We start from the raw sequence: 11,873 nt of genomic DNA, 5'->3' as shown, positions 1-11,873 counted from the left end.
CCCGCTATTCCGCCGCGCCCCTGAAGGCACTGGCGCCGGTCTCGAATTGCAGCTTGGCCAGCCGCGCGTAGATGCCGCCCTTGACGACAAGGCTCTGATGCGTGCCTTCCTCGACGATGCGGCCGCCATCCATGACCAGGATCCTGTCGGCCTTGAGCACCGTCGCCAGCCGGTGTGCGATGACGATGGTAGTGCGGCCCTGCATCAACCGCTCGAGCGCCGTCTGCACCAGCGTCTCGCTTGCGGCGTCAAGCGCCGAGGTCGCCTCGTCGAGCAGCAGGATCGGCGCGTCACGCAGGATGGCGCGGGCGATCGCCACCCGCTGGCGCTGGCCGCCCGACAGCGTCACGCCGCGCTCGCCGACCTGGCTGTCATAGCCTTTCTCGAGCTTGAGGATGAATTCGTCGGCCAGCGCATCCTTCGCCGCCGCCTCGATCTCGGCCTCGCTGGCACCTGGTCGGCCAAAGCCGATATTGTCGCGCGCGCTCGCCGCGAAGATGGTGACGTCCTGCGGCACGATGGCGATGCGCTGCCTGACCGAGACGGGATCGGCCTCGCGCACGTCGACGCCATCGATCAGGATCTGGCCGGTTTCGGGATCATAAAAGCGCAGAATCAGCGAAAAGACGGTGCTCTTGCCGGCACCGGAGGGACCGACGATGGCCACCGTCTCGCCGGGCTTGACCGAAAAACTCAAGCAGTGGACGGCGGCGCGGTCGGGCCTCGCCGGATAGGAGAAGGAGACGTCATCGAAGACGATCGCGCCCTGGTCGGCCGCCGGCATCGGCTTCGGATCGGCCGGAGCCTGGATTGCCGGCGTCTCGGCCAGTATCTCGGTCAGCCGTTCGGCGGCACCGGCTGCTTGCGCGAGTTCGCCCCAGACTTCCGACAGTGCGCCGAGCGCGCCAGCGGCAAACACCGAATAGAGCAGGAACTGGCCCAGTGTGCCGGGTGACAGATTGCCGTCGAGCACGTCGCGCGAGCCGAACCACAGCACCGCAACGACCGACGAGAAGATCGTGAAAATGGCAAAGAAAGTGAGGAAGGAGCGCGCGAAGATCGAGGCGCGTGCGGCTTCGAAGGCGGCTTCCACCGCGCCCGAAAAGCGTCCGGTGACCAGTTTCTCGTTGGTAAAGGCCTGCAGCGTGCGCACCGCGCCTATCTGCTCGCTGGCATAGGCTGTCGCCTCGGCGAGTGTGTCCTGCGCCTGCCTTGACTTGCGCCGCACGGAGCGGCCGAAGGCGACCAGCGGCAGCACGATGATCGGAATGGCCGCTATGACCAGGCCTGACAGTTTCGGGCTGGTGACAACCATCATCCCGAGAGCGCCGAGGCCGAGGATGACGTTGCGCAGAGCGACCGAGGCCGTGGCACCTACCGCCGACTTGACCTGCGTGGTGTCGGCGGCGAGCCGCGACACGATCTCGCCCGACTGGGCGGTGTCGAAGAAGGCCGGCGACAGCGTCGTCACATGAGCGAAAACGTCGCGCCTGATATCGGCGACGACGCGCTCTCCAAGCGTGATGACGAAATAGTAGCGGCCGGCCGAGGCGGCCGCCAGCACGGCGGCCATCGCCACCAGCGCTGCAAAGTATTCGGCGATGAAGGTCGTGTTGGACGACGAGAAGCCGTGATCGATCATGCGTCGTACGGCCAGCGGCAATGTCAATGTCGTTGCCGCCGCGATGACCAGCGAGATGATGGCGCCGACGACCAGCGTACGATAGTGCGCAATATAAGGGAACAGGCGCCTGAGCGGCTTGAGCGAGCGGCGGCGCTCGTCTGCGCTGCTGGATTGCTCCATCTCGGTGTTTCCTCTAGCCGCCTCAGCATATGCGCCTCAATATGCGCTAGCTGCGGCCTTGTGATTCAATTTCGGCTGATGTATAGCCACGCCGACCGTTTTAGAAGCCGTGGCTCCTCAATAGCTGCGGCTTCGAGTTTTAAAAAGGGGCGCATCGACGCAGGCTTATGCCAGTCAGCCGCGCCAGCAAGCCAGGAACCGAGCCATGAAGAGCGCTATTCATCCCGATTACCACACCATCAAGGTCGTCATGACCGACGGCACCGAATACACGACCCGTTCGACCTGGGGCAAGGAAGGCGATACGATGAACCTCGACATCGACCCGACCACCCACCCGGCCTGGACCGGCGGCCAGCAGACCCTGCTCGACCGCGGCGGCCGCCTGTCGAAGTTCAAGAAGCGCTTCGAAGGTTTCGGCCTCTAAGCCAGACTGCCTTCGCAGTTCAAAGACCCGCCCACGTGGCGGGTTTTTTGTTGACCTCAGTCCCCTGCCGTGGAACGCAATTGGTCACGGGAGGCGATATGTCCATTCTCGACGATCACCGATGGTCCAGTCTCAAGGGCGGATACAAGGTTACATATGATCCACGACCGGCCTTGCGAGCGCTGGCCGTCAGCTACGATGACGAGACAATCTGGAACGAACTCCTGAACGAATTGCACCATCAGGGAGACTTAGGAGACGCATCTTACGCCGCGATTCCCGAAATCGTTCGTATCTCCAGAGAACATGTTCCGGCGAATTGGCGAGTCTACGGTCTAGCCGCGATCATCGAAGAAGCGCGATTGCTCGACGACCGGAACCCGCCGATACCGGATTGGATCGAACCCCACTACAAAGCCGCCTGGCAGACGCTTTTCCATTTGGCGTTGAGGGATCTGGAAACCGAGGCATGTGAGACGATCGTGACCTCCGCATTGGCGGTGGTCGCGCTCCATCGCGGTATGCTCAGTCTTGCCCGGACGATAATGTGTTCCGAGGATGAGCGAGCTGAAATGCTTCTGAATTATCTGGGTCGCTAGCCTTATGCCGCCAGCAGTTCCCTGAGCGCCATGCGCTTGTAGGCTGCGACCAGCCTGTCGCCCTCCTGCCGCTCGACCGAGATCGCCAGCCGCATAGCCGCCTCGCCCATCTGCCAGACGAGAAAGGCCGTCGTCTCCAGGGAGACGGGGTCGGCGCCGGGACGTAGCCGCTTCAGCACCGCACCGAGGAATTCGGCATTGGCCCGGCTGTCGGCAAGCTCGAGCTGGCGCAGCGCCTTGTCGGCCTGTGTGCCCGACCAGATGTCGCGCATCACCGGTTCGGCCAGGAACAGTCGGTAGTAGATATCGACCAGCTCCGAAAACGCTCGGCCCAGCCCCTCTGCATCCGTAACGTCCTTGAGCGCCGCCGAGATGCAGGCCTGACTTTCCACCGTATAGCGTTCGGCCAGCGCCCAGACGATCGCCCGCTTGTCCGGGAAGAACTGGTAGAGCGATCCGATCGACACCCCGGCCCGTTCAGCGACTTCCCCCATACGCATGGCATCGCTGCCTTGCTCGGCGATCAGCGCCGAGGCGGCGGCCAGCATGCGCTCGACCCGCTCGCGGCTGCGCTGCTGGCTTGGTGCCCGGCGCGGCGAAGCGATCTGCTCGTTGGCCGGTGTACCTTCCATGACTGTCTCCAACAAACGCGCTCGGCAAAATCGCCTCGAATGACTTGACTCGCAAAATACGAGGGTTTATCACGTTTTGCAAATGTGAATATAACTCACATTTCCAAGCAGAGCAAACCGCTGCAACCGGCTGGAGCAACCGACATGATCGTCAAACTTCTTCCCACCCTCACCTTCATCGCGGCCCTGGGCGCAGGCGTGGTCGGCGGCGTGTTCTTTGCCTTCTCCAACTTCGTCGTGCCGGCGTTCGCTCGCCTGCCGGCGGCGGGCGGCATCGCCGCCATGAATTCGATCAACGTCACCGTCATCACGCCGATGTTCATGACGGCGCTCTTCGGCACCGGGCTGGTCTGCCTCGTGCTCATCTCCGGCGCCATCATCGGCTGGAGCCAGCCGGGTTCGTTCTGGCTTCTGGCCGGCGCGCTGATCTATCTCGTCGGCAACCCGATCGTGACCATGGTCTTCAACGTGCCGCTCAACGATGCGCTGGCCGCCGTCGATCCGGCCAGCAGCAATGGCGCAGCCGTATGGACCGGCTTTCTCCGGGACTGGGTGATGTGGAACCACGTTCGCACCGTCACCGCCATCTTGGCCATGGCATCCTTCTGGTTCGCCTCGCGTTGACATGTTTGCGGGCCGCCCATCCGGGCGTCGTGGCGGCCACATTTTCGGGAGAAGAGCCGTGAACGATCCTTATTCGACCATGGCCATCGGCATTGCGATCGGGGTCGGCCTCGGCGCTGCCCTTGGCGCGGCGATGGATGACCCCGCCGTCGGTGTCGGCATGGGCATGGCGATCGGCGCCGGGATCGGTGCCGTTTTCGGAAAGAAGCGCGGCAAATGATCGTCCTGCTTTCGCGGGAAGATCTCAGCTCTTCTTGCGGTCGGCGTGACCGAGATCACGATCCGGATCGATCACGTCACGGACCAACTGCTTGAGTTTCGCCGCGTCCGGAAAGCCGCCATCGCGCTTGCGATCCCAGACCAGCACATCGTTGCACGAGATGGTGAAGATGCCGCCGGTGCCCGGCACCAGCGTCACTTCGCCGAGATCGGTGCCGAAGGTGGAGAGCAGCTCCTGCGCCATCCAACCGGCACGCAAGAGCCACTGGCATTGCGTGCAGTAGGTGATGGCGACGCAAGGCTTCCCCGACGCGTTCATTGGTCCGTCTCGAGAACGCGCACGGTCGTGCCGGCGGCCCGGTCATGTATTGGCTCGTTGCCGAATGCGATGGCCAGCGCGATCCAGCATGGCCAGAGAAAAGCTAGGGCAGACGCGGTGAAGGCGATTACGATTTCCAGTCGGGAATAGTTCAGCACGGGTGCCGGAACGGTTTTCCAGGTCTCGAAAGCAAAGAAAGCTCCGACCAGCGTGGCAGGCAGATAGCCCAAGAATTTTACCACCTGCCGACGAACGGCTTTTTGCAAAGCGAGGCCTTCCCTATGCCAATCCAATTCGTCATGGACGAAGAGTGCCAGGATCCCCTTGCCAAGCGAACGGCTGAAAGCCCCCTCCATAACAAGAAGATAGGTCGCCAAGACTAGCACTTGGAGGAAGCCTAGATCCAGTGCCGCAGGTCGAAATTTTCCGTTTGAATCAAGGTCTATCGAAAGCGTTGAGACTGCCTTCGATTGAGGGTCTGTGCTTGTGCCGGCTGCCCATCTGGCCACCGGAAAACCGAAGAAGGATGTTGCACAAACCTGCCAATCGTAGCGGGAAAATAAAGGATCGACTGTTCCGTTCAGACTGGCGGACTGGCACGTTTTCCAGTTCAGCCAAAAGCTGCCTTTCACTCCGCCGTCGGTCAACAGAAACAAGGCCGCAACCAGCGAATAAAGAGCGACGAAGATGACGAGATAGTCGATAAGCGAAGCGAACAGCCGTCGCCAAAGGCCACCGCGCCGAGGCCAAGCAATCGCATTGGCAAGTTGAATCCCTTCGTCAGTCATCTCCCCTCCCGCCGACAACTGACCCATCTATACTTTAGGCAAGGACTCCTTGGCTATATGTCCGCGTACACTTCCGCCCGCGCGGCGCTCTGCAACTCACGCCGCGCTGAGCTTGGCCAAGGTTTCGTCGTCGACTTCGAAGTTGGCGTAGACGCTTTGCACGTCGTCATCGTCCTCAAGCGTCGCAACCAGCTTCATCAGCGACTGCGCCCGCTCTTCGTCGACCGGGACATTGTTCTGCGGCTTCCAGATCGCCTTGACCGATTCGGCCTCGCCGAGCGAGGCTTCAAGTGCCTTGGACACCTCGCCGAGAGTCTCGAAGGCGCAATAGATCGTGTGGCCTTCCTCGTCCGATTCGACATCGTCGGCACCGGCATCGATGGCCGCGTCCATGATCTTGTCGGCACTGCCGGTCGAGGCCGGATAGTAGATTTCGCCGGCGCGGTCCCACATGAACGACACCGATCCGGTTTCGCCGAGCGCGCCGCCGGCCTTGGTGAAGGCGGCGCGGACATTGGACGCCGACCTGTTGCGGTTGTCGGTCAGCGCCTCGACGATCACGGCGACGCCACCCGGCCCATAACCTTCGTAGCGCACGGCTTCGTAGTTTTCGGCATCGCCCATCGAGGCCTTGTTGATGGCGCGCTGGATGTTGTCCTTCGGCATCGACACCGCCTTGGCGTTCTGGATCGCCAGGCGCAGGCGCGGATTCATCGATGGATCGGGCGTCCCGCTCTTGGCGGCAACGGTGATTTCGCGCGCCAGCTTGGAAAACATTTTCGACCGCACCGCATCCTGACGGCCCTTGCGGTGCATGATGTTCTTGAACTGTGAATGGCCAGCCATGGCACCCCTGTCGTGTTCGGCTAGAGCGTCCTGCCGCGAGATGCGTCACCTCGCCTTTGCAAAAGGCTCGAATTCAATTTCAGAACGTCCTTGATGCGTCCAGAGGACGTACGGCGCTCTTTGTCGGAATGGCCGGCTTATAGATAAATCGGCTCAATTCGTCCAGCCGCGCCGTGCTGCGGCGATCCCGGCCGTGCCTATGCTTCCAGATCGGACTTCAGCCGGTCGATGATGCTGAGCGCATGGCCGGCATACTGGCTGATCCAGCGGTCGTGGATCTGCTTGATCGGCAGCGCATTGAGATGGTTCCAGCGCTCGCGTCCGTCACGGCGCGCGACGATCAGATCTGCCTCCTCCAGCACCTTGAGATGCAGCATGACGGTGCAGCGGTCGATGTCGGGAAAGGCATCGCACAGCATGCCGGTGGTCTTGGGCTCGTCTTTCAACCGATCCAGCATTTGGCGCCGGCGCGGATGCGCCAGCGCCTTGAAAACATTGTCGTCCTGGGATTGGCTTGACATGTTATGTTTATATAACATATTATCGTCGCGATCAAGCAAGGAGTTGTGGATATTCTCTTGGATTCAGTGTTTCAGGGCGCATCGGCAAACCGGTCGCCGAGGTCTTCGACGCGGTCGTAAATCCGAAGAAGCTCAGCGCTTATTTCACCACCATCGGTGGCGCCAGCGCGCCATTGGTTGCCGGTTCAGATGTCGTCTGGTGGGGCAAGGTGCCAGTCCAGGTCGACGAAGTGGTCAAGGACAGCCGCATCGTGCTGCGCTGGGATGCCACCGACGCCGACGGCAAGCCCGCCTACAAGACCCGCATCGAGATGAATTTCGAGCCGCTCGACGATGGCGGCACCTTCGTCACCATAGCCGAGAGCGGCTGGCAGGAAGGCGCGGTCGGCCTGAAGAAGTCCTATCTGAATTGCGAGGGCTGGTCACAGATGCTGGCCTGCATGAAGGCCTATGTCGAATACGGCATCAATCTGCGCGACGGTTACTATCGCAGCGAGATGAAGGGCGAACCCGCCAGCGAAAACAACATTTGAAAAAACGGAGCCCAGCATGACCGCGAAGATCGCCGGCGGCGTCAACATCGCCATGAAGGTGCCATCGCACCAGGACGAAGCGACGATCGCCTTCTACCGCGACGTCGTCGGCCTCAAGCCGTTCACCGCCAAGCCGCCGGCGATCGGCTTCGAACTTGGCCCTGTCAGGCTGTGGATCGACGAAGCGCCGATGATGAGCCAGGCCGAGATCTGGCTGGAGCTTTTCACGCAGGATTTTCCGGGCGCCGCGGATCATCTGGCCAAGGCAGGCGTTGTGCGTTGCGACGCCATCGAGCCATTGGGCGAGGGTTTCCGTGGTGGCTGGATCACCAATCCGGCCAACATCATTCACATGGTGCGCGAACCCGACGCCTGGTGAGCGCGTATTCGAAAAGGAGGTCGCCATGGAAATCCGTGAAGCCCCTACAGCCGAAGCCGCCATCCTGATCCGGCGGCCGGTCGCTGATGTTTTCGAAGCCATCGTCGATCCGGCGATCACGACCAGATTCTGGTTCACCCATGGCAGCGGCCGGCTTGATGGCGGCAAGCCGGTTCAGTGGGAGTGGCGCATGTATGGCGTCTCGACGACCGTCGATGTCAGCGAGATCGTCCGGGACAAGAAGATCGTCATGACGTGGAGCGTTCCGCCGACCACGGTGGTCTGGACCTTCACCGAAATGCCTGGCGAGGCGACATTCCTCGAAGTCCGGAACTTCGGCTTTGCCGGTAATGGCGACGAGCAGGTGAAAGAAGCGGTCGGCTCGACCGGCGGCTTTGCGCTTGTGCTCGCCGGCGCCAAGGCCTGGCTCGAACAGGGCCTGGCGCTGGGCCTGATCGCCGACCGCCATCCGAAGGGCGTGCCCGGGCATTAAACCAATTCCGGCAAAAGTGCGAAGCGGTTCTTGGCTTGCCCCTGGCCGGTCGGTCTCAGTGTCCGTCGCCGGACTTCGCTTTCTTGCGGCGCCGCGCCAACATGTTGAGCCCCTCGACCAGCGCCGAAAAACCCATCGCGGCATAGATGTAGCCCTTGGGCACATGGTAGCCCATGCCGTCGGCGATCAGCGTCATGCCGATCATCAGCAGGAAGCCCAGCGCCAGCATGACGATGCTCGGGTTCTTGGCGATGAAGTCCGCCAGCGGACCGGCTGCCAGCATCATCGCCGTGACGGCCACGATGACCGCGATGTACATGATGGCGATCTCGTCGGTCATGCCGACGGCGGTGATGATGGAATCGATCGAGAAGACGAGGTCGAGCAGCAGGATCTGGAAGATCGCGCCGGCAAGCGAGATCTTGAGCGTTTCGCCCAGTATCGTGTCCTGATGGTCGTCGGGGTCGACTGTGTGATGGATCTCCTTGGTTGCCTTCCAGACCAGGAACAGGCCGCCGGCGATGAGGATCAGGTCGCGCCAGGAAAAGCCGTGGCCAAAGGCCGTGAAGACCGGCGTCGTCAGCTGGACGATGACTGAGATGGTGGCGAGCAGCACCAGGCGCATGATCAGCGCAGCCGAGATGCCAAGGCGGCGCGCACGAGCCCTCTGCTCCACGGGCAGCTTGTTGGTCAGGATGGAGATGAAGATCAGATTGTCGATGCCGAGCACGATCTCGAGCACCACCAGCGTCAGCAATGCGACCCATGCGGTCGGGTCGGAGACGAATTGAAAATGCGGCGCCAGGAATTCGAAAAGCTGCATGGAGGTCGTCCCCTACGATCTAGAGCAGTGTCGCCGGCAATTAGGTACTGCGACCCCCCATATCAATGTCACGACCAGAAGGACGGCGCGGTTTCCTCCAGTCGTGGCCCGCGACGAAACGGCGCGATCTTCTCGGTCAGCCCGGTGCGGTCGGAAATATCGACGCCGACGCCGCACAATGTCGCCGGGCCGGTCGCTGCCTCGAAACGGCCTTTCGGCACCTTCGACAGGAACCGATTGAGCGGTTCTTCCTTGTCCATGCCGAGCGAGGAATCATAGTCGCCGCACATGCCGGCGTCGGAGAGATAGCCGGTGCCGCCATTGAGGATCTGGTGATCGGCCGTGGGCTGGTGCGTGTGGGTGCCGACGACGAGGCTGGCGCGGCCGTCGACGAAATGCGCGAAACACATTTTCTCCGAGGTCGCCTCGGCGTGGAAGTCGATCACTACCGCATCAGCCTGCTCACCGAGCGGACAGGCGGCGAGTTCACGTTCGCCGGCCTGGAACGGATCGTCGAGCTCGGGATGCATGAACACCCGGCCCATGATGTTGGCAACCAGCACGCGCGCGCCGTTTTTGGCGATGTAGACGCCGGAGCCGCGCCCGGGCGTGCCTTTGGGAAAATTGGAGGGCCGCAGGAAACGCTGCTCGCGCGGCGCAAAGGCCAGCGCGTCGCGTTGGTCCCAGACATGGTTGCCGGTGGTCACGACATCGCAGCCCGCCGCGATCGTCTCGCGAAAAATCTCTTCGGTGATGCCGAAACCGCCGGCGGCGTTCTCGCCGTTGACGATGACGAAATCGAGTTTGAAGTCGGAGATCAGGCCAGGCAATTGTTCCCACACCGCAGTGCGGCCCGTCTTGCCGACCATGTCCCCGAGGAAGAGAAGTCTCATCTATGCCTGATCCCGAAAAGTTGCATGACTTTTCGGCAAAGATCATGCGTTTCAAAGAACTATCTACAATTTTGGCGCAAAGCGGCGCAACCCGCTCTCGGTGAGTATTTCCGGGATGACCACGTCATGGGGCTCGTCGGGAACTTGCGAGACTTCTTGGCAGTCGAAGGCGATGCCGACCAACCGGGGCGCATGCCCCTTGTCGACGAGCTTCGCGATCGCGCGATCGTAATAGCCGGCGCCATAACCGATGCGGTGGCCGCGCGCGTCGAAGGCGGCGAGCGGCACCAGCATGACCGAGGGGTCGAGAACTTCGGCCTCCGCGTGCGGCCCGACCGTGCCAAAGCCCATGTCGACCATCGGCGCCCCACGAACCAGCTCGCGAAAGACGATGGTGGTCTTGTCGAGAATGGCAGGCAGGCAGAGCCGTGCGCCCTGCTCACGCAAGGCGAACATCAGCGGCCTGACATCGACCTCCGAGCGCATCGGCCAGAAACCGGAGACGATCTGGCCAGGCCCGATCTCCAGGTGGTCGCGCGCCGTCTCCGCCATTTCGAGCGCGGCCTCGACCCGCCAGAATTCATCGAGCGCGTCGCGGCGAGCGAGTGCCTCGAGGCGCAGATGCTTTTTCAGATCTTTTGAGGATGTCATGCTCAGACGATAGAAAAGGTCGGATCTTGGTGGAGTTTTAGGAACGACGTTTTCTACCGCATCATCCACCGAAATGCATGGACAATGGCAATCAGTGACGATCCACACAACCGGTGGAGAGGTCGATCCCGGGTGCCTACAAAGTAGGTGGGCGCCGTGTGAGAAAACCCACGGGTCTTCCCAGGGACAGCTCCCTAAGGATCATTAAGGCCCCGGGGAAAAGTGTCTCCTGCCGGGAAGCGCAGACCGCCTCCGCCAATATATGCCGATGGTGGCCCAAGCGCCAGAGAGACGGCGCTCTTTCCGAACCGGTTGGCCTGATCGCCGTTGCAGACCCGCCCTTGCGCGGACCAGAGGGCCTCCTTACGGTCCCCGGAATGAACCGAGGAGCAAAAATGCGTTTCGAAGGCACGGCGGCCTATGTCGCCGACAAGGATCTGATGGTGGCGGTCAACGCGGCGATTGCGCTGGAACGGCCGCTGCTGGTCAAGGGCGAGCCCGGCACCGGCAAGACGGAACTTGCCCGCCAGGTGGCGGCGGCACTCGGCCTCGACCTCATCGAATGGCATGTCAAATCGACGACGCGGGCGCAGCAAGGTCTTTACGAGTACGACGCCGTATCGCGGCTGCGCGACAGCCAACTCGGCGATGTCAGGTTCAACGACATCAAGAACTACATCAAGCGCGGCAAGCTTTGGGAGGCATTCGCGGGCGGCAAAAAGGTCGTGCTCCTGATCGACGAGATCGACAAGGCCGACATCGAATTCCCCAACGACCTCCTGCAGGAACTCGATCGGATGGAGTTCTTCGTCTACGAGACCGGCGAGACCATCCGCGCCGCCGTCCGCCCCATCGTCATCATCACTTCCAACAACGAGAAGGAACTGCCGGACGCCTTCCTGCGCCGTTGCTTCTTCCACTACATCCGCTTTCCCGATGTCGATACGCTGCACAGGATCGTCGATGTCCACTATCCCGGCATCAAGCAGAACCTGGTGCGCGCGGCGCTTACCCAATTCTACGAAATCCGTGACGTGCCGGGGCTGAAGAAAAAGCCATCGACGTCGGAGGCGTTGGACTGGATCCGCCTGCTGGTCGCCGACGACATCGCGCCCGAGGATTTGCGCGTCGACGCCAAGAGCGCGCTGCCCAAGCTGCATGGCGCCCTGTTGAAGAACGAACAGGATGTGCATCTGTTCGAGCGGCTGGCCTTCATGGCGAGAAGACAGCAATAGCAAGGCAGCGTTAGCGCTTTCCCGGCTGTGGACCGTTGCCGCCGGCCGAAGACCACGTCAGCTTCGGCCAGAACCCTTCGGAGGAGA

At 61.9% G+C, this 11,873-nt stretch carries 17 protein-coding genes and 1 other RNA gene; 8 read left to right on the top strand and 10 right to left on the bottom strand.

Annotated elements, in window-relative coordinates:
• Positions 1 to 4: 4 nt before the first annotated feature.
• Positions 5 to 1,804 (bottom strand): ABC transporter transmembrane domain-containing protein, encoded by a 1,800-nt coding sequence (locus FJW08_RS11960; protein WP_140754796.1) that lies wholly within the window; start codon positions 1,802 to 1,804, stop codon positions 5 to 7.
• A gap of 205 nt (positions 1,805 to 2,009) precedes the next feature.
• Here FJW08_RS11960 and rpmE point away from each other — a divergent pair, with 205 nt between their 5' ends.
• Positions 2,010 to 2,231 carry a 50S ribosomal protein L31 gene (rpmE, locus tag FJW08_RS11955; protein ID WP_010912060.1) on the top strand — a complete coding sequence of 74 codons (222 nt, stop codon included), beginning with the start codon at positions 2,010 to 2,012 and terminating at the stop codon, positions 2,229 to 2,231.
• Between the two features lie 98 nt (positions 2,232 to 2,329).
• The gene (locus FJW08_RS11950) at positions 2,330 to 2,830 is read left to right on the top strand and encodes a hypothetical protein (protein ID WP_140810708.1); all 501 of its coding nucleotides are present in this window, start codon (positions 2,330 to 2,332) and stop codon (positions 2,828 to 2,830) included.
• Between the two features lie 2 nt (positions 2,831 to 2,832).
• Here the strand turns inward: FJW08_RS11950 and FJW08_RS11945 are convergent, their stop codons facing one another.
• Entirely contained in the window at positions 2,833 to 3,462 is a 630-nt protein-coding gene (locus FJW08_RS11945; protein ID WP_140754800.1) for a TetR/AcrR family transcriptional regulator, read from the bottom strand.
• Positions 3,463 to 3,606: 144 nt separating this feature from the next.
• Between FJW08_RS11945 and FJW08_RS11940 the strand changes: the two genes are divergently transcribed.
• Positions 3,607 to 4,086, top strand: coding sequence for a DUF1772 domain-containing protein (locus FJW08_RS11940; protein WP_181182906.1), 480 nt, complete (start codon positions 3,607 to 3,609; stop codon positions 4,084 to 4,086).
• A gap of 58 nt (positions 4,087 to 4,144) precedes the next feature.
• The gene (locus FJW08_RS32370) at positions 4,145 to 4,306 is read left to right on the top strand and encodes a hypothetical protein (protein WP_181178241.1); all 162 of its coding nucleotides are present in this window, start codon (positions 4,145 to 4,147) and stop codon (positions 4,304 to 4,306) included.
• A gap of 24 nt (positions 4,307 to 4,330) precedes the next feature.
• Here FJW08_RS32370 and FJW08_RS11935 read toward each other — a convergent pair whose 3' ends face one another.
• The 4 genes from FJW08_RS11935 to FJW08_RS11920 form a co-directional block, all read right to left on the bottom strand.
• Positions 4,331 to 4,624 (bottom strand): SelT/SelW/SelH family protein, encoded by a 294-nt coding sequence (locus tag FJW08_RS11935; RefSeq protein ID WP_140810707.1) that lies wholly within the window; start codon positions 4,622 to 4,624, stop codon positions 4,331 to 4,333.
• Positions 4,621 to 5,412 carry an RDD family protein gene (locus FJW08_RS11930; RefSeq protein ID WP_181182905.1) on the bottom strand — a complete coding sequence of 264 codons (792 nt, stop codon included), beginning with the start codon at positions 5,410 to 5,412 and terminating at the stop codon, positions 4,621 to 4,623. Before FJW08_RS11930 ends, FJW08_RS11935 begins: the two co-directional genes overlap by 4 nt.
• A gap of 96 nt (positions 5,413 to 5,508) precedes the next feature.
• The gene (locus FJW08_RS11925) at positions 5,509 to 6,258 is read right to left on the bottom strand and encodes a YebC/PmpR family DNA-binding transcriptional regulator (RefSeq protein WP_140810704.1); all 750 of its coding nucleotides are present in this window, start codon (positions 6,256 to 6,258) and stop codon (positions 5,509 to 5,511) included.
• Positions 6,259 to 6,455: 197 nt separating this feature from the next.
• Positions 6,456 to 6,779 carry a helix-turn-helix domain-containing protein gene (locus tag FJW08_RS11920; RefSeq protein WP_140810703.1) on the bottom strand — a complete coding sequence of 108 codons (324 nt, stop codon included), beginning with the start codon at positions 6,777 to 6,779 and terminating at the stop codon, positions 6,456 to 6,458.
• A gap of 11 nt (positions 6,780 to 6,790) precedes the next feature.
• On the opposite strand from FJW08_RS11920, the gene FJW08_RS11915 reads away from it, so the two are divergent.
• From FJW08_RS11915 to FJW08_RS11905, 3 genes are read left to right on the top strand one after another with little or no spacing between them, the layout of a single operon-like run.
• Positions 6,791 to 7,312 carry an SRPBCC domain-containing protein gene (locus tag FJW08_RS11915; protein WP_140810775.1) on the top strand — a complete coding sequence of 174 codons (522 nt, stop codon included), beginning with the start codon at positions 6,791 to 6,793 and terminating at the stop codon, positions 7,310 to 7,312.
• 16 nt (positions 7,313 to 7,328) lie between these two features.
• Positions 7,329 to 7,691 carry a hypothetical protein gene (locus FJW08_RS11910; protein WP_140810702.1) on the top strand — a complete coding sequence of 121 codons (363 nt, stop codon included), beginning with the start codon at positions 7,329 to 7,331 and terminating at the stop codon, positions 7,689 to 7,691.
• A 25-nt stretch (positions 7,692 to 7,716) separates the two neighbouring features.
• A complete protein-coding gene (locus FJW08_RS11905) occupies positions 7,717 to 8,184 on the top strand; it encodes an SRPBCC family protein (RefSeq protein ID WP_140810700.1) in 468 nt (155 codons plus the stop codon).
• 55 nt (positions 8,185 to 8,239) lie between these two features.
• Here FJW08_RS11905 and FJW08_RS11900 read toward each other — a convergent pair whose 3' ends face one another.
• The 4 genes from FJW08_RS11900 to ssrS form a co-directional block, all read right to left on the bottom strand.
• Entirely contained in the window at positions 8,240 to 9,007 is a 768-nt protein-coding gene (locus FJW08_RS11900) for a TerC family protein (protein ID WP_140810699.1), read from the bottom strand.
• Positions 9,008 to 9,075: 68 nt separating this feature from the next.
• On the bottom strand, positions 9,076 to 9,900 hold the full coding sequence (locus tag FJW08_RS11895; protein ID WP_140810697.1) for a YmdB family metallophosphoesterase: 825 nt from the start codon (positions 9,898 to 9,900) through the stop codon (positions 9,076 to 9,078).
• Between the two features lie 63 nt (positions 9,901 to 9,963).
• Positions 9,964 to 10,551, bottom strand: a complete 588-nt coding sequence (locus tag FJW08_RS11890) for a 5-formyltetrahydrofolate cyclo-ligase (protein WP_140810695.1) — start codon at positions 10,549 to 10,551, stop codon at positions 9,964 to 9,966.
• A 95-nt stretch (positions 10,552 to 10,646) separates the two neighbouring features.
• Positions 10,647 to 10,802, bottom strand: a non-coding RNA gene (gene ssrS / locus FJW08_RS11885) — 6S RNA.
• Positions 10,803 to 10,946: 144 nt separating this feature from the next.
• Here ssrS and FJW08_RS11880 point away from each other — a divergent pair.
• On the top strand, positions 10,947 to 11,786 hold the full coding sequence (locus FJW08_RS11880) for a MoxR family ATPase (RefSeq protein ID WP_140810694.1): 840 nt from the start codon (positions 10,947 to 10,949) through the stop codon (positions 11,784 to 11,786).
• Positions 11,787 to 11,873 lie beyond the last annotated feature (87 nt).

Origin of the sequence: Mesorhizobium sp. B3-2-1, from assembly GCF_006439515.1 — a bacterium.
Classification (GTDB): domain Bacteria; phylum Pseudomonadota; class Alphaproteobacteria; order Rhizobiales; family Rhizobiaceae; genus Mesorhizobium.
This window is presented reverse-complemented; position numbering and strand designations above follow the sequence as displayed.